Source organism: Streptomyces sp. NPDC057002, assembly GCF_042673825.1.
Lineage (GTDB): Bacteria > Actinomycetota > Actinomycetes > Streptomycetales > Streptomycetaceae > Streptomyces.
Window position 1 is genome coordinate 340,334 of record NZ_JBHURZ010000010.1, and the last position, 20,948, is coordinate 361,281.

Genomic DNA, 20,948 nt, shown 5'->3' on the forward strand with positions numbered 1-20,948 from the left:
CCCCACCACTCCCGGCGCACCCGCGAACGCCCCGTGCCACCCTTGACCCATGCCCGAAGGTGACACGGTCTGGCAGACCGCGAAGCGGCTGCACGGCGCCCTCGCGGGCAAGGTGCTGACCCGCAGCGACCTGCGGGTACCCCGGTTCGCCACGGCCGACCTCACGGGCCGTACGGTCCTCGACGTCACCCCGCGCGGCAAACACCTCCTGACCCGCGTGGAGGGCGGCCTGACGCTGCACTCCCATCTGCGGATGGACGGCTCCTGGAAGGTCTACGCGAACGGCCGGCGGTGGACCGGCGGCCCCGGCCACCAGATCCGCGCGATCCTCGCGAACGCCGACAGCACGGCCGTCGGCTACCGCCTCCCCGTCCTGGAACTCCTGCGCACCACCGACGAGCACCGCGCGGTGGGCCACCTCGGACCGGACCTCCTCGGCCCGGACTGGGACCCCGAGCGGGCCCTCGCCCATGTCCTCCAGGACCCCGCGCGCCCCCTCGGCGAGGCCCTGCTCGACCAGCGCAACCTCGCCGGCATCGGCAATGTCTACAAGAGCGAGCTCTGCTTCCTGCTCGGCGTCACCCCCTGGCTCCCCGTGGGCGACCTGCCCGCCGAACGCGCCGCGAAGCTGCCCGCGCTCGCCAGGAAGCTGCTGGAGACCAACCGCGACCGCCCGGTCCGCAGCACGACGGGCCGCCGCGGCCAGGACCTCTTCGTCTACGGCCGGGCTCCCCGCCCCTGCCTGCGCTGTGGTACCTCCGTCCGCGTCGCCGACCAGGGCGACGGCTCCCGCGAACGCCCCACCTACTGGTGTCCCACCTGCCAGCCGGGCCCCGCCCCGGCCCCGGCCGGACGCAAGCGACCCGCCCCAGGCAATTGACGACCCGTCAGATCCACTCGTACGGTCCCTACATGCCCGTCACGGCGTACGACCTCAGCGGCCGCACCGCGTTCGTCACCGGGGCCGCGAGCGGTATCGGCCGCGCCTCGGCCCTCCTGCTCGCCGAGGCGGGCGCGACCGTGCACTGCGCGGACCGCGACTCCGAGGGCCTGCACGAGACGGCGACCCTGATCAAGGACACCGGCGGCACCGCCCACCCGCACCTCCTCGACGTCACCGACCGCTCCCGGATGAGGCAGGCCATCACCTCCTGCGAACGCCTGGACGTCCTGGCCGCGATCGCCGGCATCATGCACAGCAGCCCCGTGCTGGAGACCCGGGACGAGGACCTCGACCGGGTGCTCGACGTGAATTTCAAGGGCGTGCTGTACGCCTGTCAGGAGGCGGCCCGTCTGATGATCGCCACCGGCACCCGGGGCAGCATCGTCACCATGGCCTCGGGCGCCGTCGACACCGGCGGTCCCGGGCTGCTCTGCTACGGCGCGGCGAAGGCGGCGGTGGTGCAGCTGACGAAGACCCTCGCGACGGAGGTCGGCCGGCACGGCATCCGCGTCAACGCGATCGCTCCCGGCTGGATCCGCACGCCGATGACCGACCGCCACGACAGCGAGGCCCGGGCGCACACGGAGTCCGTCATGGCCCGCATGTCACCCCTGAGCCGGGTGGGCGAGCCCGAGGACATCGCGCATACGGTCCTGCACCTGGCATCCGACGCCTCGGCCTTCACCACAGGCCAGATCCTCCGCCCGAACGGGGGCGTGGCGATGCCGTGGTAGCACCAGTCCCGAACTCACCCACTCGTGTCCCGCGATCGCCCCGCATCCCCCAGACCCTCCGCCACCGCCCCGGACCGACCACCCCGCTCGCCCGCCCCTTCGGCACACAGTGCACCGGCAACACGCTCAGCCCCCACCCCCCGGCCGCGACCGCCGCCTCCAGCACCCCGGCCCCGGGCACGACCGCCAGCCGGAGCACGGCCCACCACCACAGCGCCCCCAGTCCGAGCACGGCCCCGCGGACCCCCCAGCCCCAGACCCCCCAGCGCCCTATCCCCGCCATGGCCGCCACCTCCGGCCCGACGCTATTCGGCCGCTCGGACCCGCGGGCAGGGCGCACCAACGGCACACGGGCGCACCGCGCACCACTCGAAGCCGGGCGGCATCGCGCCCGGCCGGCCCGTCATCCGGTTCCGTCACCCGTTCTCGGCCTGGAACATCCAGTGATGCTTCTCCAGGTCCGCCGTGATCCCGATGAAGATGTCCTGGCTCACCGGGTCCGGCTCACCGGTCGTCTCGACCCGCTCCCGCATCCGCGCGATCACCGCGCCCAGCGCCTCGACGAGCGTCCCCACGGCGGTCGTGTCATCGACCCACCCCTCAGGGGTCACGCCGATACCACTGCCGACGGCCACCGTCGCGGCACGCCCGTCGGGCGAGATACCGAGCGCCGCGGCGCGCTCCGCCACGGTGTCTGAATACTTCCGCGCGGTGTCGACGACCTCGTCGAGCTGGAGATGGACGGAACGGAAGCGCGGTCCCACCACGTTCCAGTGGATCTGCTTCGCCACGAGGGCCAGATCCACCAGGTCGACCAGCGCACCTTGCAGCGCCTCCGACACGGTCTTCAAGCTCGCGTCGGACAACGGGCTCTTCACGACGTACATCCGCACCTCCGTGGACTGCCCCCCGCCATCCCCTCAACGATGACCGCCGTACGCCACACCGGCAAACGCACATGAAACGGGCACTCGACGCCGCGCTGCCCGCACGCAAGCGAAAGCCCCGGGCGGGCACCCCTCCGGATCTCCCGGAGAGGCCCGGCCGGGGCCTCAGCGCTTATCGGCGCCTGGTCGGCGCTCGAGTCATGCCACGTACGCGAAATCGCTCACGCGGCGACGACGTCCACCGCCTCGGCGGGCGCCTTGATCGTCACCCGTTCCGGTGGCACACCGGTCACCGATACGGAACCCAGCATCGGGCGAACCGGCGTGGGTACAGGCTCGCTGGGGGTGGCCGCAGCAGACTGGGCCAGCTCGGCGAGGGCGAGCTCGTCGCTCACTTCCCGCATGAGCTCGGACATCCGTACGTCCAGCGCGTCGCAGATGGCGGAGAGCAGCTCGGAGGAAGCCTCCTTCTGCCCCCGCTCCACCTCGGAGAGATAGCCGAGTGAGACTCGGGCGGACGAGGAGACTTCGCGCAGAGTACGGCCCTGGCGCTGGCGCTGCCGACGCAGCACGTCACCCAGCAGGCGACGGAGCAGAATCATCGGTGGCTCCCTCCTCGGACCGCGTAGCCGCATCCATTACGCCCCACCGTACCGCCTTGCGCCGCGGCCGTGCGGGGAGCGATGTCGTGTTCACTCAGGGCTGCAAACATCAAAACCCCCCGTTCCGTTCCGTATCCTGTGCCCGCTCATTCCCAGTCTGTTCGCCCGCAAGCCCCTTCGGGAGCAGTGCGAGTACGCTCCGTACACTCTCTCTACGAATTTCCTCGCGGTCGCCGTTCAACCGCAGAGCCTCCACTTTTCCGCCGCCGGCAGAACCGGAATCGACTTCGAAGGGCCCGTCCCCGGCGCCGAGGACCGTCCTGACAGCCCGTCCGTCCCGCGGCTCGGGACACGCGACACCGGTGGTCAGGCCGGTGACACAGGCGGCCCCGGACCCTCGGAAGGCCTGGGACGCCCTGGAGGCCGATGGGGCCTCAACCGCATCGAGGCCACCGGTCAGCGACTCCGCGACGGCGAGCGTCCCGCCCTTCACCGTGAGTAGTCGCACCACGTCAGTGGCCGTGGAACTCACGCTTCCTTCTCCTCCAACGCGGCCTTGCGTTCGGCGATTCCCTGCCTGCGCAGCACAATGGCCTGTTTCACATAGTCGAGCCCGGTCACCACCGTCAGAACGACCGCAGCAGCCATCACCCACCACCTCAGGGTGGCCAGCCACCCCGTCAGCGCCAGCACATACATGCCCACGGCCACGCCCTGGGTGAGGGTCTTGAGCTTGCCGCCGCGGCTGGCGGGAATGACGCCGTAGCGGATGACGACAAAACGCAGCAGGGTGATTCCGAGTTCCCGCCCGAGGATGACGCCGGTCACCCACCACGGCAGATCCCCGAGTGCGGACAGACAGATCAGCGCCGCCCCCATGATCGCCTTGTCGGCGATGGGGTCGGCGATCTTCCCGAAGTCGGTGACCAGGTTGTACGTGCGCGCCAGATGACCGTCGAAGATGTCCGTGATCATGGCGATGGCGAAGGCCGCCCAGGCGAGGGCCCGCCACGCGGGGTCGTATCCGCCGTCCGCGAGCATCAGCGCCACGAAGGCCGGTACGAGGACCAGCCGGAGCATGGTCAGGAGGTTGGCGATGTTCCAGACACTGGCCTGGTTGACGGCCGCGGCCGTCAGCTTCCCGCCCCGCGCGCTCTTCTCCTCACCCTGGGCGTCGACGCCGGCCCCGTCCGAGCCCTCACCGACGACGGCTCCACTGCCACCCGCAGCGTGCCCCGTACCGGACGTCCCGCCCTCAGCCGACCGCGCGGCCGTACGGCCGGTCGCCGACCCGGGCGCCTTTCCCGAGGCCGCACCGGCCGCGGGCCTCCTCGCGCCGGAGGCGCCTCCCGCCGCGGCTGCCGGGACACCGGTCATCTGCCCGCCTCCTCACTCCACGCAGGCGACGCGAACGAACCCTGCAGGGGCTCGGCCACCAGGTCGACACCCTCCGTACCGACCACCTTCGCCTCGACCATACGACCGCTGCGGAGCCCCGCGCCGCTCGTGAGCAGCACCTGGCCGTCCGTCTCGGGCGCCTGGTGCGCGGCACGGCCGTACACGCCCTCCTCGTCGACGGACTCGACGAGCACGTGCACCGTCTGGCCGACACGCTCCTCGGCGCGCTGCGAGACCAGTTCCTCGGCCAGCCGCGAGACCCGGGCCAGGCGCTCGGCGACCACGTCCTCGTCGAGCTTGTTCTCGTAGGTCGCCGCCTCGGTGCCCTCCTCGTCGGAGTAGCCGAAGACGCCGATGGCGTCCAGTCGCGCGCCGCTCAGGAACCGCTCCAGTTCGGCGAGGTCGGCCTCGCTCTCGCCGGGGAAGCCGACGATGAAGTTGGAGCGCACACCGGCCTCGGGCGCCTTGCTCCGGATGGTGTCGAGCAGCTCCAGGAAGCGGTCGGTGTCGCCGAAGCGGCGCATCGCCCGCAGCACGCCGGGCGCGGAGTGCTGGAAGGACAGGTCGAAGTAGGGCGCGACCTTCGGGGTCGACGTCAGGACGTCGATCAGGCCGGGCCGCATCTCAGCGGGCTGGAGGTAGCTCACCCGGACCCGCTCGATGCCGTCGACCTCGGCGAGCTCGGGCAGCAGCGACTCCAGCAGGCGGATGTCGCCCAGGTCCTTGCCGTAGGAGGTGTTGTTCTCGGAGACCAGCATGATCTCCTTCACGCCCTGCTCGGCCAGCCAGCGCGTCTCGTTCAGCACGTCGCTGGGGCGGCGGGAGATGAAGGAGCCGCGGAAGGACGGGATGGCGCAGAAGGAGCAGCGCCGGTCGCAGCCGGAGGCGAGCTTCACGGAGGCGACCGGGGTGCCGTCGAGGCGGCGGCGCAGGGGCGCGCGGGGTCCGGAGGCCGGAGCGAGGCCTTCCGGAAGGTCGGCCGGGGCGTGCCCGGGCAGCGCGACCTCGGCGGCGGACTCCTGTCGCTCCGCCGGGCTGATCGGCAGCAGCTTGCGCCGGTCGCGCGGGGTGTGCGAGGCGTGGATGCCGCCGTTGAGGATGGTCTGGAGCCGGTCCGAGATGTCCGTGTAGTCGTCGAAACCGAGCACGCCGTCGGCCTCGGGGAGGGCCTCGGCGAGTTCCTTGCCGTACCGCTCGGCCATGCAGCCCACCGCCACCACGGCCTGGGTTCTGCCATGCCCCTTGAGGTCGTTGGCTTCCAGGAGGGCGTCGACGGAGTCCTTCTTGGCGGCCTCCACGAAGCCGCAGGTGTTCACGACGGCGACGTCCGCGTCCTCGGCGTCCTCCACGAGGTGCCAGCCGTCCGCCTCCAAACGGCCTGCGAGCTCCTCCGAGTCCACCTCGTTACGGGCGCAGCCAAGGGTGACCAGTGCGACGGTACGGCGTTCAGGCATGGGCTCAAGAGTACTTCGTCCCGCTGACACCCCACGTCGACGGGGTTGGCCGATCCCGGCCAACCCCGTACGTCGGACACCCCTTCGGCGCGGTTACCCGGCCTCGGGGTCGCCCTTCGTGTATGTGAGACGTTCCACGGAGCCCGGCTGGAAGTCGTCCTCGATCTTCTTGCCGTTGACGAAGAGGTCGATCGCACCGGCGTCCCCGAGGACGAGGTGCACCTTCGAGCTGTCCTGGAAGGTCTTGGAGTCGCCCTGCTTGAGGACGCCGTCGAAGAGCATCCGGCCGTTGTGGTCCTTGGCGGCGATCCAGCTGCGGCCGTCGGCGGCGGCCACCCGGACCGTCACCTTGTCCTGAGGCGCGGCCGCGATGGCGCTGTCGGAGGGTTTGGGCTTGGGGTCGGCGGGCTTCTTGGATTTGGTGGTCGGGGAGGCGGACGCACCGGACGTCGAGCCGTCGGCCACATTGGCCTCGTCGGCACTGTCGTCGCCGCCCTGGAACATGGTGAACCCGACGAAACCGATCACGACGACGATCGCGGCGACCATGGCCGCGGTCCAGTTGGGCCCCCGCCGCTCCGGACGGATACGTTCCGCCTCGAACAGGGGAGCTGCCGGGGTCGGCGCCGGACGTCCGCCGTGCGTGTCGCCGTACTGGGCGAGCAGCGGCGCTGGGTCGAGGTGGACGGCCTTGGCCAGGGTCCTGATGTGCCCGCGGGCGTAGACGTCCCCGCCGCAGGCGGTGAAGTCGTCCGCCTCGATGGCGTGCACGATGTTCATGCGGACCCGGGTGGCGCTACTGATGTCGTCGACGGTCAGTCCGGCGGCGATCCGCGCCTGCTGCAGGACACGGCCGATGGAGGGGCGGGCTTCCTCGCGGTCGTCTTCGACGCGCTCGTCTTCGAACGGACGCTCGTCTTCAGGGGAGTTGCCGATGGACACGGGGGCGCCTTTCGAGCGTGTAGCCGCCTGTGCTGGAAGTTCAGTCTAGGGGGGGTATGAAAGGGTGGGGCAACCGGGCGGTGTCACTTTGTACGCCATCGGAATGGCCCGACATTCCGATGGTGGGGTCGGTGCTTTTCGCCTCCCTCAACTTGACGTACGCCGGAGGGAAACGGTTGCCCAATGATCCCTAACGGGTGAGTCACGATCCGGACACCCCGTGCCGTACACGCCCCGCGAGGCGACCACCGTGTCCCGCTTCCCTACCCTTCAGACTCCCCCCGGATCAGCGCGAGCACGCCATCCAGCTCATCAGGCTTCACAAGAACGTCACGTGCCTTGGAACCCTCGCTCGGCCCGACGATGTTCCGGGACTCCATGAGGTCCATCAGCCGCCCGGCCTTGGCGAAGCCGACGCGCAGTTTGCGCTGGAGCATGGACGTCGACCCGAACTGCGTGGAGACGACCAGTTCGGCCGCCTGGCACAGCAGGTCGAGGTCGTCGCCGATGTCCTCGTCGATCTCCTTCTTCTGCTTGGTGCCTACGGTGACGTCGTCCCGGAAGACGGGAGCCATCTGGTCCTTGCAGTGCTGGACGACGCCCGCGATCTCCTCCTCGGTCACGAAGGCGCCCTGCATACGGGTCGGCTTGCTGGCCCCCATCGGCAGGAACAGCCCGTCGCCCTTGCCGATGAGCTTCTCGGCGCCCGCCTGGTCGAGGATGACGCGCGAGTCCGCCAGCGACGAGGTGGCGAAGGCGAGCCGCGACGGCACGTTCGCCTTGATCAGACCGGTGACGACGTCGACCGACGGTCGCTGCGTGGCGAGCACCAGGTGGATGCCGGCCGCGCGGGCGAGCTGGGTGATGCGCACGATCGCGTCCTCGACGTCCCGCGGCGCGACCATCATCAGGTCGGCCAGCTCGTCGACGATGACCAGCAGATACGGGTACGGGTGGAGCTCCCGCTCACTGCCCTCGGGCGGCTTGACCTTGCCCTCGCGCACGGCCCGGTTGAAGTCGTCGATGTGCCGGTAACCGTAGGCCGCCAGGTCGTCGTAGCGCAGGTCCATCTCGCGTACGACCCACTGGAGCGCCTCGGCGGCCCGCTTGGGGTTGGTGATGATCGGCGTGATCAGGTGCGGGATGCCCTCGTAGGCCGTCAGCTCGACCCGCTTGGGGTCGACGAGGATCATCCGCACGTCCTCGGGGGTCGCCCGCATCATGATCGAGGTGATCAGGCAGTTGATGCAGGACGACTTGCCGGAACCGGTGGCGCCGGCGACCAGCATGTGCGGCATCTTCGCCAGCGAGTGCATGACGAAGCCGCCCTCGACGTCCTTGCCGAAGGCCACCAGCATCGGGTCGTCGTCCTCCGCGGACTCCGCCAGACGGAGTACGTCACCGAGGTTGACCATCTCCCGGTCGGTGTTCGGGATCTCGATGCCGACCGCGGACTTGCCGGGGATCGGGCTGATGATCCGCACGTCCGGGGAGGCGACGGCGTAGGCGATGTTCTTGGTCAGCGCGGTGATCCGCTCGACCTTCACGGCGGGGCCGAGCTCCACCTCGTAGCGCGTGACCGTCGGCCCACGGGTGAAGCCGGTGACACTGGCGTCCACCTTGAACTCGGTGAAGACGGTGGTCAGCGACTCGACGACGGCGTCGTTGGCGGCGCTGCGGGCCTTGCCCGGGCCGCCGCGCTCCAGCAGGTCGAGCGACGGCAGGGAGTACGTGATGTCGCCGGAGAGCTGCAACTGCTCCGCACGCGGGGGCAGGTCGCGGGGCTCGGAGGGCGGGGACTTGGTGAGGTCCCGGACGCCCGCCCTCGGCTTCTCCTGCTCGGGCTTGTCCTCCTTGAGCTTGCCCTGCTTGGGCCTGCCCTTGTCCTGCTCGGGGCGTGCGGCCGGGACGGGCGTCGGCGTGGTCGCCTCGCGGTCCCCGACCGTCACGCCCTGGGTGAGGTCGGCGACGATCGGCGAGGGCGGCATCCCGTGCATGACGGCACCGTCGAGCGCGGCGGCGGCCGCGGCGGCGACGTCCACGGCGTCCATGGACCGGTTCATGTCCGGCTGCGGCACCGCGGACCGCCGGGGACGGCCGCGGCGCCGGGAGAGTGCCTCCTGCTCGGCGCTGTCGGGGTCGTACTCCGCGGGCGCCGGTGTGCGCCTGCCGCGCGGCCGGGCGGGCAGCGCCTCCCGCCACTGCTCCTCGTAGCGGTCGTCGTCCTCGCCGAACTCGTCCTCGGCCGGGTCGCGGACGATCCCGAGCCGCACCCCGAGCATCCGCAGCCGCTGCGGAATGGCGTTGACGGGAGTGGCCGTGACGACCAGCAGCCCGAAGACCGTCAGCAGCACGAGCAGCGGTACGGCCAGCACATGGCCCATGGCGTACGACAGAGGCGTCGCCATGGCCCAGCCGATGAGCCCGCCGGCGTCCCTTATCGCCTGCATGCCGGCGCCGCGCGCCGGCGAACCGCAGGCGATGTGGACCTGGCCGAGCACACCGATCACGAGCGCGGACAGACCGATGACGATGCGTCCGTTGGCCTCGGGCTGTTCCGGGTGGCGGATGAACCGCACGGCGATGACGGCGAGCAGTATCGGCACCAGCAGGTCGAGCCGGCCGAAGGCGCCGGTCACCAGGATCTCGACCAGATCGCCCACCGGGCCCTTCAGATCCGCCCAGGTGCCGGCGGCGACGATCAGCGCGATGCCGAGCAGCAGCAGCGCGACACCGTCCTTGCGATGCGCCGGGTCGAGGTTCTTGGCGCCCTGCCCTATGCCGCGGAAAACGGCACCGACGGCATGCGCGACGCCGAGCCACACGGCGCGCACGAGCCGGTAGATGCCTCCGGTCGGGCTGGGTGCCGGTTTGGGCGCGGGCTTCTTCGCCGCGGCCTTCTTGGCGGGCGCCTTCTTCGCGGGAGCCTTTTTGGCAGCGGCCTTCTTCGCCGGAGCCTTCGCTGAAGCGGCCGCCTTCTTCGCGGGCGGCTTCTTGGCTGCGGAGGAACGTGAGGCCATAGGTGTGAGGTTACCGGTGGAGACGGCAAGGGACACGTGTGCCTACGGCTTCACCCGTTCGTGTCGCTCCGGGAGAGGCGCGAAACTGACACGCGTTCATGGACGGGCAACCACGCCCGCCCACGCGTCAGTTCTGCGAGGGCACCGACGGCGTGCTCCCGGTGCCCGGCTCCAGCGCGTCCAGCGCCCGCCGCAACCCCGTGAGCTTGCGCTCCAGATGAGCCGCCGTGGCCACCGCGGCCGCGTCCGTCGACTCGTCGTTCAGCTGCTTGGTCAGCGCCTCGGCCTGCTCCTCGACGGCCGCGAGGCGCGCGGAGAGCTCCGCCAGCAGCCCGGCCGACTCCTTGGCCTCGCCGCCCGCGCTCTTGTCGCCGCCCTCCAACTGGAGCCGCAGCAGCGACGCCTGCTCACGCAGCTGGCAGTTCTTCATGTACAGCTCGACGAAGACGGAGACCTTCGCGCGCAGCACCCACGGGTCGAACGGCTTGGAGATGTAGTCGACCGCGCCCGCCGCGTAACCCCGGAAGGTGTGGTGCGGGCCGTGGTTGATCGCCGTGAGGAAGATGATCGGGATGTCCCGGGTCCGCTCACGACGCTTGATGTGCGCAGCTGTCTCGAAGCCGTCCATGCCCGGCATCTGGACGTCCAGCAGAATGACCGCGAAGTCGTCCGTGAGCAGCGCTTTGAGTGCTTCCTCCCCGGACGATGCCCGCACCAGCGTCTGATCGAGCGCAGAGAGGATCGCCTCCAGCGCCAGCAGATTCTCCGGCCGGTCATCGACCAGGAGGATCTTGGCCTTCTGCACCATGGCCCGCCCTCCTCGCCCCGGCGTGGGGCCTCCCCTGTCCGCGAGACCTGAGGACGCACCAGTGGGTGCCGCCCCAGGGGACGACTCCCTTACGTCGCCCGTCCTTGTGCCGGTCATCGTAGCCGCACCCTGCCTGTCGCCACACCCTGTCACCGTGATGTCACTGTGCACGTAGCGGAAACGCAGCAGGAGACCAGAAGGTTCCCCAGATCTTGTACTTCTACACGACTATGCGCACATCGAGTCGGCAACTCCGCGTGAACACCGAACCTTCCCGCCACGGTTGCGTAACGGCCCAACGTTCCCCTCATTCCCCTCGCATCCACTGATCCATCACCGCGAGCAGATGATCGGGGTCGACCGGCTTGGTGACGTAGTCCGAAGCGCCCGACTCGATCGCCTTCTCCCGGTCGCCCTTCATGGCCTTCGCGGTCAGTGCGATGATCGGCAGCCCGGCGAACTGCGGCATCCTGCGGATCGCCGTGGTCGTCGCGTACCCGTCCATCTCGGGCATCATGATGTCCATCAGGACGACCGCCACATCGTCGTGCTGCTCGAGCACCTCGATGCCCTCACGGCCGTTCTCGGCGTACAGCACGGACAGGCCGTGCTGCTCCAGGACACTGGTCAGGGCGAAGACGTTGCGGATGTCGTCGTCGACGATCAGGACCTTCTGGCCGCCGAACCGGATGCCGCGCTGCGGCTTGGGCAGCACCTGCGGCTCGGCGGGCGTCCACTGCTCCGGCTGCGCGGGGCGCGGCAGCTCGGGCATCCTGCGGCGCCGCCGGAACAGGGCCGCCGGTCCGTTCTGCGTGTCGCGGTACGACTTCACCTCGGCCGGCGTGTCGACCTCCGCCTCGGACAGCTCCGACAGGTCGGTCGACGACGTCACGAGGTCACCGGCCTCCAGGGCGGGCAGCTGCTGCTGGTAGCCCTGCGGCGGCAGTTCACTGGGGTGCAACGGCAGGTACAGCGTGAACGTCGAGCCGCGGCCCGTCTCGCTCTGCGCGTAAATCTCACCGCCGAGCAGCTGGGCGATCTCCCGCGAGATGGACAGCCCGAGGCCCGTGCCGCCGTACTTGCGGCTGGTCGTGCCGTCGGCCTGCTTGAACGCCTCGAAGATCACCCGCATCTTGCTGGAGGCGATACCGATCCCGGTGTCCGTCACCGAGAACGCGATCAGCTCGGCGTCCGGGTCGGTCAGCGACCCGGTCTCCAGCAGCTGCTCCCGGATCCGCTGCGGCACGTCGTCCCGCGCCGGCCTGATGACCAGCTCCACCGACCCCGAATCGGTGAACTTCACCGCGTTCGACAGCAGGTTGCGCAGCACCTGCAGCAGCCGCTGCTCGTCGGTGTGCAGCGTCGCGGGCAGCTCCGGCGACACCCGCACGGACAGGTCCAGGCCCTTCTCCGCGGTCAGCGGGCGGAAGGTGGCCTCCACGTAGTCCACGAGCTGCACGAGGGCGATACGCGTCGGGGAGACGTCCATCTTGCCCGCCTCGACCTTCGACAGGTCGAGGATGTCGTTGATGAGCTGGAGCAGGTCGGAACCGGCCCCGTGGATGGTCTCGGCGAACTCGACCTGCTTCGGGGAGAGGTTCCCCTCGGCGTTGTCGGCGAGCAGCTTGGCCAGGATCAGCAGCGAGTTGAGCGGCGTACGCAGCTCGTGCGACATGTTCGCCAGGAACTCGCTCTTGTAGCGCATCGACACCGCGAGCTGCTCGGCGCGCTCCTCCAGGACCTGCCGCGCCTCCTCGATCTCGGTGTTCTTCACCTCGATGTCGCGGTTCTGCTGGGCCAGCAGCTCGGCCTTCTCCTCCAGTTCGGCGTTGGACGCCTGGAGGGCCTTCTGCCGCTGCTCCAACTCCGCCGACCGCTCCCGCAGTTGCTCGGTCAGCTCCTGCGACTGCGCCAGCAGCAGCTCGGTCTTGGTGTTGACGGAGATGGTGTTGACGCTCGTCGCGATCATCTCGGCGATCTGGTTGAGGAAATCCTTCTGGATCTGCGTAAAGGGAGTGAAGGAGGCCAACTCGATGACCCCGAGCACCTTGCCCTCGAACAGCACCGGCAGCACGATCACCTGCGCGGGCGGGGCCTCACCGAGCCCCGAGGAGATCCTCAGATAGCCGCTGGGCGCGTTCTCCACGAGGATCGTGCGCTTTTCCGTCGCGGCCGTCCCGATGAGCGCCTCACCGGGCTGGAACGACGTCGGCATGGAGCCCATGGAGTAGCCGTACGAGCCGAGCATGCGCAGCTCGTACTGGTCGTCGCCCGCGGCGTTCTTGTCCTCGCCGTCGACGAGCGGCATCGCCAGGAAGAACGCGCCGTGCTGCGCGGACACCACCGGCGTCAGCTCGCTCATGATCAGCGAGGCCACGTCCTCCAAATCGCGGCGGCCCTGCATCAGCGCCGAGATCCGGGCCAGGTTGCCCTTGAGCCAGTCCTGCTCCTTGTTGGCGATCGTGGTGTCGCGCAGGTTGGCGATCATCTTGTTGATGTAGTCCTGGAGCTCCTGGATCTCCCCGGACGCGTCCACGTCGATCTTCAGATTCAGATCGCCACGGGTCACCGCGGTGGCCACGCGCGCGATGGCACGCACCTGCCGGGTCAGGTTCCCGGCCATCTCGTTCACGGACTCGGTCAGGTCGCGCCACGTCCCGTCGACATCACGCACCCGTGCCTGCCCGCCGAGCTGCCCTTCCGTACCCACCTCGCGGGCGACCCGGGTGACCTCCTCGGCGAAGGAGGACAGCTGGTCGACCATCGTGTTGATGGTCGTCTTCAGCTCCAGGATCTCCCCGCGCGCGTCGATGTCGATCTTCTTCGTCAGGTCACCCTTGGCGATGGCCGTGGTCACCATGGCGATGTTGCGCACCTGGCCGGTGAGGTTGGAGGCCATGCCGTTCACGGACTCGGTCAGGTCCTTCCACGTACCGGCCACACCCGGCACATGCGCCTGCCCGCCGAGGATGCCGTCCGTACCCACCTCACGGGCCACCTTGGTGACCTGCTCGGCGAACGAACTCAGGGTCTTCACCATCGTGTTGATGGTGTCGGCGAGCTGCGCGACCTCACCGCGCGCCTCGATGGTGACCTGCCGTGTCAGGTCGCCGTTGGCGACCGCCGCCGAGACCTGGGAGATGTTCCGCACCTGTGTGGTGAGGTTCTTGGCCATCAGGTTGACGTTGTCGCTCAGGTCCTTCCAGATGCCCGTGACACCCGGCACATGCGCCTGTCCGCCCAGGATGCCCTCGGTGCCCACCTCACGGGCCACCCGGGTCACCTGCTCGGCGAACGAGGACAGCTGGTCGACCATGGTGTTGACGGTCGTGACGAGCTCGAGGATCTCGCCCTTGGCGTCGACGGTGATCTTCTTCGACAGATCACCCCGGGCGACCGCGGTCGTGACCTCGGCGATGTTGCGCACCTGGATGGTCAGGTTGTTCGCCATGCCGTTCACGGACTGGGTGAGGTCCTTCCAGGTGCCGGAGACACCCTGCACCTCGGCCTGACCGCCCAGGATGCCCTCCGTACCCACCTCGCGGGCCACACGCGTGACCTCCTCGGCGAAGGACGACAGCTGGTCCACCATCGTGTTCAGGGTGTTCTTCAGCTCCAGGATCTCCCCGCGCGCGTCCACGGTGATCTTCTGGGACAGGTCACCCCGGGCCACCGCCGTGGCCACCTGCGCGATGTTGCGCACCTGGCCGGTCAGGTTGGACGCCATGCCGTTCACGGAGTCGGTCAGGTCGCGCCACACACCGGCGACGCCGGGCACCTGCGCCTGACCGCCCAGCCGGCCGTCCGTACCCACCTCACGCGCGACCCGGGTCACCTGGTCGGCGAAGGCCGAGAGCTGGTCGACCATCGTGTTGATGGTGTTCTTCAGCTCGAGGATCTCCCCGCGCGCGTCGACGTCGATCTTCTGCGACAGGTCGCCCCGCGCCACGGCCGTCGTCACCTGCGCGATGTTGCGCACCTGGGAGGTCAGGTTCCCGGCCATCGAGTTGACGGAGTCGGTGAGCTCCTTCCAGGTGCCCGACACACCGTCCACCCGGGCCTGACCGCCGAGCCGGCCCTCCGTGCCCACGTCCCGGGCCATCCGCGTCACCTGGTCGGCGAAGCTCGACAGCTGATCCACCATCGTGTTCACGGTGTTCTTCAGCTTGAGCATCTCGCCGGAGACATCGACCGTGACCTTCTGCGAGAGATCGCCGTTGGCCACCGCCGTCGTCACCTGGGCGATGTTCCTCACCTGTCCGGTGAGGTTCCGGAACGCCGTGTTGACGGAGTCCGTCAGGTCCTTCCACGTACCGGCCGCGCCCGGCACCTGCGCCTGGCCGCCCAGCTCACCCTCGACACCGATCTCACGCGCCACACGCGTCACTTCGGCACCGAAGGCGGACAGCTGATCGACCATCGTGTTGACGGTGTTCTTCAGCTCCAGCATCTCGCCGGCCACGTCGACCGTGACCTTCTGCGACAGATCACCATTCGCCACCGCCGTCGTCACGGCGGCGATGTCCCTCACCTGAGTGGTCAGATTCCGGAAGACCGTGTTCACCGAATCGGTGAGGTCCTTCCACGTTCCCGCCGCACCCGGCACATTCGCCTGGCCGCCCAGGCGCCCCTCGGCCCCGACCTCGTTGGCCACACGTGTGACCTCGTCCGCGAAGATCCGCAGCGTCTCGGTCATCTGGTTGATCGTCTCGGCCAGCTGCGCGACCTCGCCGCGCGCCGGCACGGTCACCTTCCGCGAGAGGTCACCGTTGGCGACCGCCGTCGTGACCTCCGCGATCCCGCGCACCTGGGCCGTGAGGTTCCCGGCCATGGTGTTCACCGAATCGGTGAGTTCCTTCCACACACCGTCGACCCCGGGTACCTGCGCCTGCCCGCCCAGCGCGCCCTCGGTGCCCACCTCACGGGCCACCCGGGTCACCTCGGAGGAGAACGCCGACAGCTGATCCACCATCGTGTTGACGGTGTTCTTCAGCTCCAGCATCTCGCCGGCCACCTGGACCGTGACCTTCCGGGACAGATCACCCTTGGCGACCGCCGTCGTCACCAGCGCGATGTCCCTCACCTGGGCCGTCAGCCGGTACGCCATCGTGTTGACGGAATCCGTGAGATCCCGCCACGAACCCGACATGCCACGCACCCGGGCCTGCCCGCCCAGCTTGCCCTCGGTGCCCACCTCACTGGCCACACGCGTGACCTCGTCGGTGAACGTCGACAGCTGGTCGACCAGGTTGTTGACCGTCCGCCCGACCTTCAGGAACTCGCCGCGCAGCGGATGCCCGTTCCCGTCCGGGGCCTGCGTCCGCAACTCCATACGCGGCGACAGATCACCCTCGGCCACCGCGGACAGCACCCGGCTGACCTCGGAAACCGGCCGCACCAGGTCGTCCACCAGGGCGTTCGAGTTGTCGATCGCCGTCGACCACGAGCCCTCACAGGCCCCGGTCTCCAGCCGCTCGGTGAGCTTGCCCTCACGGCCCACCATCCGCCGCACCCGGGCCAGCTCGCCCGTCAGATGCAGATTCCGGTCGGCCACTTCGTTGAAGACGGCCGCGATCTCGGCCATCACGCCGTCCCCGGACACCGTGAGCCGCTTGCGGAAGTTCCCGTCCCGCATCGACACCAGGGCCGCCATCAGACGGTTCAGGGCCGCTGTATCCACCTCTGTGGTGCCATTGCGCGCTTTGCCCGGGTTACCCGGGGACTTTTTGCCCTGGTTGCTCGGGGACTGTCCGCCTTTCGCGCGCGTCTTCGTGCCACGCGTCGCTGCGCCAGACTCCACTGTGTCCCTCCCGCAGGGGTCGACCGTCACTGCTGTGCTCGGGTACCGCGCTCGGCGTACCAGTTACTACTGCGTATTCTCTGCCCTGCATATCAGGCTCTCGCCAGAGGGCTGCTGCCCGCCGTACGCATTGGGCACTCCGACTGCCCGGACCTTCACAAGAAGCTTGCCCAGTGTTTCACCCTGGCCGAACCAGGCCATAACAGTTCGGCAGCTTCGCACATCGTCCGCACACCCTCCGGACGGAAACACTGCAGACCGGCATCCGAATGGACCGCGAAGGTAAGTAACCTTGCATCCGGCTGTCCAGCCGCGCCGGTCCGTCCGGCCTGGGCGGTGGCACGAAGACGAGCGGGCATCGGAGGGGCGGCCGCACACATGACCACCGGACTGATCCCGGGGGGACAGCCCCCGGACCCCCGGCCGACGGGCAGCCTGCCGCAACAGCGGCGCGAGCCGGTCGGTCCCGCAGCCCAGCACGTCGAGAACCGGTCAAGGAGTTCTGTGATCACCGCGCGCGCGGCCGCCAGTTTCGAGCCCGTCGGGCGCTCGGTCGCGAGCGCCCGCTCCTTCGTTCGCGACACCCTCCAGGGCTGGGGCTTCGCTGACATCGTCGACGACGCCGTGGTTCTCACGAGCGAACTGGTGACCAACGCCGTGGTCCACGCCGGCACCTCCGCCGACCTGCTGTGCCTGCGCAGCGACGACGGTGTGCGGATCGAGGTGGCCGACCGGTATCCGGAGCGCGAGATCCCGCTCCAGGCCACGGCCATCAACATGGGCAGCCCCGACCGCGAAGGCGGCCGCGGCCTCCAGCTCTGCGCGGCCCTCGCCGGCCGCTGGGGCGTCGAGTACACCCCCACCCACAAGACCGTCTGGTTCCAACTCGACCTGCCCGCACGCGCGGTGGGCACCCGAGCGGCCGGACCGGCCCTCCCCGCCGACCTCCTCCCCCTCGCCGACGGCCGGGTCCGCGTGGCCGTCATCCAGATCGACCGCACCGGCCACATCAGCGCCTGGAGCGAGGACGCCGAGGAACTCTTCGGCTACCCGGCCGAGCAGGTCACCGGCAAGCCCCTCACCGACCTCGCGGCCTGGCCGCACACCCCGGGCACCAGCACCGGCATCGCCGAAGCGCTCCAGCTCTCCCGCTGGGAGGGCAGCTACGGCATCCGCGCCGCCACCGGCCGCGTCACCCCCGTCTACGCCTCCCACCTGCGTGTCCGCGACACCGGCGGCGAACCGTCAACCGTGTGCCTCCTCGTGAGGGACCACGAAAGGGCCGTTCTTCAGACGCCCCTGCGCGGCCCCGCCTCCGACACCTCGACCACCTCCGAGGGCCAGAGCACCGACCCCTTCGAGGTGTTCATCGGCTCCCCCGCCCCGGACGACCTCGACGGCCTCCTCCAGCGCACGGTGGAACGCGCCCGCGACATGCTCGACGGCGACTCGGCCTTCCTCCTCCTCGCCACCGACGACGAGACGGAACTGGAGGTCCGCGCCTCCACGGGCCTGCCCTCAGCCCGCCAGCGCTTCGCCCGCGTCCCCGTCGAGGCGGGCCCCGGCCGCTACGGCTCGGCCCGTATGCCGGCCGTACACGACGACCTGACGGCGGTCCCCGGCGCGGTGCCCCTGCTGAACAGCACGGGCATGCGCTCGGTCGTCACCGTCCCACTGAAGGTGGAGGGCCGCCTCACAGGCTCACTCGGCGTCGCAGCAGAGGCCCCCGGCAGATACTCCAACGAGGAGGCGCTACGCCTCCAGTTCGCCGCCGACCGCATCGCACTCGCCGTCGAGTCGGCCCGCCTGGGCGAGCTGGAACGCCTGCGCCGCGGCTCCCTGAGCTTCCTGGTCGAGGCGTCCGACCTGCTGGCCGGCACCCTGGACCGCGACCAGACCCTGGCCCTGATGGCCCAGATGACGGTCCCGACCCTCGCCACCTGGTGCGCCGTCTACACCATCGCCGACCAGGCCTCCGAGCCGTACCTCTCGTACGTCCTGCACGAGGACGAGGAGCTCATCGACGGCATCAAGTCCCTGCTGTCGAAGGTCCCCCCGCCCGACCCGGTCCCCACCCCCGGCGCCCGCGTCTGGACGGCCCCCGGCGAGGTGGCCCACCAGGCGGCCCTGCGCAGCTCCATGCGCAGCCTCGGCCTCAGCGGCGGCCCGACCCACCAGGTCACCCCCGGCATCGGCCCGACCCTCGCCACAGCCTCCGCCGTCGGCGGCGAGACGGTGGTCCTCCCCCTGGTCGCCCGCAACCGCGTCATCGGCATGCTGACCCTGGGCAAGCCGACCGACGAACACTTCCGCCAGGAGATCCTGGAACTCGCCGAGGACCTCTCCCGCCGAGCCGCCCTGGCCCTGGACAACGCCCGCCTCTACTCGGAGCGCACGGCGATCAGCCAGTCCCTCCAGCGCAGCCTCCTGCCCCCCGAGCTCCCCGTGATCGCGGGCGTCGAGGTCGAGGTCATCTACCGCGCGGCCGGCGAGGGCAACGAGGTCGGCGGCGACTTCTACGACGTCTTCCCCATCAGCGACGGCGCCTACGGCTTCGCCATCGGCGACGTCTGCGGTACGGGCCCGAACGCGGCGGCGGTCACCGGCCTGGCCCGCCACGCCCTGCGCCTCCTGGCCCGCGAGGGCCTCAGCGGCCCGGCAGTCCTGGAACGCCTCAACTCCGCGATCCTCGACGAAGGCGCCCGCAGCCGCTTCCTCACCCTCCTCTACGGCGAGATGCGGCCCCAGGAGGACGGCAGCGCGGAACTGAAGGTCGTCTGCGCCGGCCACCCGCTCCCGCTGCGCCTGCGCCAGGACGGCTCGGTCGAACCGGCAGCCGAGCCCCAGCCGCTCCTCGGCGTCATCGAGGACCTGGAGCTCTACGAGCAGACGGTCACCCTCGACCCGGGCGATGTCCTCCTGTGCGTCACGGACGGCGTCACCGAACGCCGCGAAGGCGCCCGCATGCTGGGCGACGACGGCCTCGCCGACGTCCTCACGACCTGCACGGGCCTGACGGCCGGAGCGGTCGCGGCCCGCATCATGCGCGCGGTGGAACGCTTCGCGTCGGACGCCCCGTCGGACGACATGGCGATCCTGGCCATGCGCGTCCCGGGCCTCCACAAGGACTAGGACATGCGAAAGGCCCCACCCGTGAGGGTGGGGCCTTTTTTGCTGGAGCCCCCAAGCGGAATCGAACCGCTGACCTTCTCCTTACCATGGAGACGCTCTACCGACTGAGCTATAGGGGCCTGTCGCGTTGCGGTTTCCCGCGCGGCAACGGAATAGATCATACCCCGAACAGACCCGTGCTCCCAACCACGTCAGAAGGCGGGCTGCAGCAGTCCTCCAAGGGCGTTGCAGGCGGACACTATCCGCTGCATGTCCCGCTTGGTCAGCGTCGCGTCGACCGGCAGCGCAAGCGTCTCGTCAGCAGCCCGCTCCGTCTCCGGGAGAGAAACACACCGCCGGAATTCGGGCAGCCGATGCACCGGAGTCTTCACCGGCACCCGGCATTCAACTCCCTTGGCCCGCACGGCCCGCGCGAAAGCGTCCCGGTCCGGTCGCCCGTTGCCCGGGACCCGCACGACGTACTGCTGATAGGTGTGCCCGTCACCGTCGTCCGGCGTCCGCACGCCCCTCAGCTTCGCGTCGAGGTAGCCCGCACGCTCCCTGCGCTGAGCTATCTCGTCGTACGGCGCCTCGGACTCTCCCTGTTCCAGCACGAGCAGTCCGTGCCGCGCTCCCAACGTGTGCAACCGCGCGAGGTCGGCGAGCCGTCCGAAGCGGTGCACGACAACCACGGCCGCGGTGCGCGGAGTTACCGCCGCTTCCACAGCGACGGCGTCGAGGCAGTAGGTGACAGGATCTATGTCGGCGAACACCGGCATCGCCCCGGCCATGGCAACGGCCTCGGCGACCTCGACGTTCCCGAAGGCCGGCACGACGACCTCGTCACCGAGTCCGACTCCGGCGGCCCTGAGCATTGCAGCAGTACCCATGCTTTGGATGCTGAGCGCGCAACGTGAACTTCAAGTGACGCGCAACAAAAAAGGGTTGGTCCCGTAACCGAAGTTACGGGACCAACCCATTCAATGATTGTTCGGCGGCGTCCTACTCTCCCACAGGGTCCCCCCTGCAGTACCATCGGCGCTGAAAGGCTTAGCTTCCGGGTTCGGAATGTAACCGGGCGTTTCCCTAACGCTAAAACCACCGAAACACTATGAAACAGACAACCGATATGGCTGTTCGTGGTTTCAGAACCAACACAGTGGACGCGAGCAACTGAGGACAAGCCCTCGGCCTATTAGTACCGGTCAACTCCACACGTTACCGTGCTTCCATATCCGGCCTATCAACC

Annotated in this window: 14 protein-coding genes, 1 tRNA gene and 1 rRNA gene; 3 read left to right on the top strand and 13 right to left on the bottom strand. The window is 69.5% G+C overall.

Annotated features, from left to right (window positions below; all coding sequences use genetic code 11):
* Positions 1-49: 49 nt before the first annotated feature.
* A complete protein-coding gene (locus tag ACFT32_RS39100; RefSeq protein ID WP_382498659.1) occupies positions 50-880 on the top strand; it encodes an Fpg/Nei family DNA glycosylase in 831 nt (276 codons plus the stop codon).
* A 32-nt stretch (positions 881-912) separates the two neighbouring features.
* Positions 913-1,677, top strand: coding sequence for an SDR family NAD(P)-dependent oxidoreductase (locus ACFT32_RS39105; RefSeq protein ID WP_382498661.1), 765 nt, complete (start codon positions 913-915; stop codon positions 1,675-1,677).
* On the opposite strand, the gene ACFT32_RS39110 is transcribed toward ACFT32_RS39105, so the two are convergent.
* The 10 genes from ACFT32_RS39110 to ACFT32_RS39155 form a co-directional block, all read right to left on the bottom strand.
* A complete protein-coding gene (locus ACFT32_RS39110; protein ID WP_382498663.1) occupies positions 1,625-1,960 on the bottom strand; it encodes a hypothetical protein in 336 nt (111 codons plus the stop codon). The genes ACFT32_RS39105 and ACFT32_RS39110 overlap by 53 nt on opposite strands.
* Positions 1,961-2,093: 133 nt before the next feature.
* Positions 2,094-2,564 (bottom strand): Dps family protein, encoded by a 471-nt coding sequence (locus tag ACFT32_RS39115; protein WP_382498665.1) that lies wholly within the window; start codon positions 2,562-2,564, stop codon positions 2,094-2,096.
* A 221-nt stretch (positions 2,565-2,785) separates the two neighbouring features.
* Positions 2,786-3,166 (bottom strand): helix-turn-helix domain-containing protein, encoded by a 381-nt coding sequence (locus ACFT32_RS39120; RefSeq protein ID WP_003993396.1) that lies wholly within the window; start codon positions 3,164-3,166, stop codon positions 2,786-2,788.
* Positions 3,167-3,275: 109 nt separating this feature from the next.
* Positions 3,276-3,698 (bottom strand): CinA family protein, encoded by a 423-nt coding sequence (locus ACFT32_RS39125; protein WP_382498667.1) that lies wholly within the window; start codon positions 3,696-3,698, stop codon positions 3,276-3,278.
* Entirely contained in the window at positions 3,695-4,543 is an 849-nt protein-coding gene (pgsA, locus tag ACFT32_RS39130; protein WP_382498669.1) for a CDP-diacylglycerol--glycerol-3-phosphate 3-phosphatidyltransferase, read from the bottom strand. The genes ACFT32_RS39125 and pgsA overlap by 4 nt, the downstream gene beginning before the upstream one ends.
* Positions 4,540-6,018 (bottom strand): 30S ribosomal protein S12 methylthiotransferase RimO, encoded by a 1,479-nt coding sequence (rimO, locus tag ACFT32_RS39135; RefSeq protein ID WP_382498671.1) that lies wholly within the window; start codon positions 6,016-6,018, stop codon positions 4,540-4,542. Before rimO ends, pgsA begins: the two co-directional genes overlap by 4 nt.
* Before the next feature lie 93 nt (positions 6,019-6,111).
* On the bottom strand, positions 6,112-6,960 hold the full coding sequence (locus ACFT32_RS39140; RefSeq protein ID WP_382498673.1) for a helix-turn-helix domain-containing protein: 849 nt from the start codon (positions 6,958-6,960) through the stop codon (positions 6,112-6,114).
* A gap of 263 nt (positions 6,961-7,223) precedes the next feature.
* Positions 7,224-9,980: a DNA translocase FtsK gene (locus ACFT32_RS39145; protein WP_382498675.1), complete on the bottom strand. Its 2,757-nt coding sequence runs from the start codon at positions 9,978-9,980 to the stop codon at positions 7,224-7,226.
* Between the two features lie 127 nt (positions 9,981-10,107).
* Positions 10,108-10,788, bottom strand: coding sequence for a two-component system response regulator (locus tag ACFT32_RS39150; RefSeq protein ID WP_382498678.1), 681 nt, complete (start codon positions 10,786-10,788; stop codon positions 10,108-10,110).
* A 307-nt stretch (positions 10,789-11,095) separates the two neighbouring features.
* Positions 11,096-16,588 carry a HAMP domain-containing protein gene (locus ACFT32_RS39155; protein WP_382498680.1) on the bottom strand — a complete coding sequence of 1,831 codons (5,493 nt, stop codon included), beginning with the start codon at positions 16,586-16,588 and terminating at the stop codon, positions 11,096-11,098.
* 378 nt (positions 16,589-16,966) lie between these two features.
* Between ACFT32_RS39155 and ACFT32_RS39160 the strand changes: the two genes are divergently transcribed.
* Positions 16,967-19,720 carry a SpoIIE family protein phosphatase gene (locus tag ACFT32_RS39160; protein ID WP_382498682.1) on the top strand — a complete coding sequence of 918 codons (2,754 nt, stop codon included), beginning with the start codon at positions 16,967-16,969 and terminating at the stop codon, positions 19,718-19,720.
* A 43-nt stretch (positions 19,721-19,763) separates the two neighbouring features.
* On the opposite strand, the gene ACFT32_RS39165 is transcribed toward ACFT32_RS39160, so the two are convergent.
* The 3 genes from ACFT32_RS39165 to rrf form a co-directional block, all read right to left on the bottom strand.
* Positions 19,764-19,839 (bottom strand) — tRNA-Thr (locus ACFT32_RS39165).
* A gap of 72 nt (positions 19,840-19,911) precedes the next feature.
* Positions 19,912-20,574, bottom strand: coding sequence for a DegT/DnrJ/EryC1/StrS family aminotransferase (locus ACFT32_RS39170; protein WP_382498704.1), 663 nt, complete (start codon positions 20,572-20,574; stop codon positions 19,912-19,914).
* Between the two features lie 114 nt (positions 20,575-20,688).
* Positions 20,689-20,805: ribosomal RNA gene (rrf, locus tag ACFT32_RS39175) — 5S ribosomal RNA — on the bottom strand.
* Between the last annotated feature and the right edge of the window lie 143 nt (positions 20,806-20,948).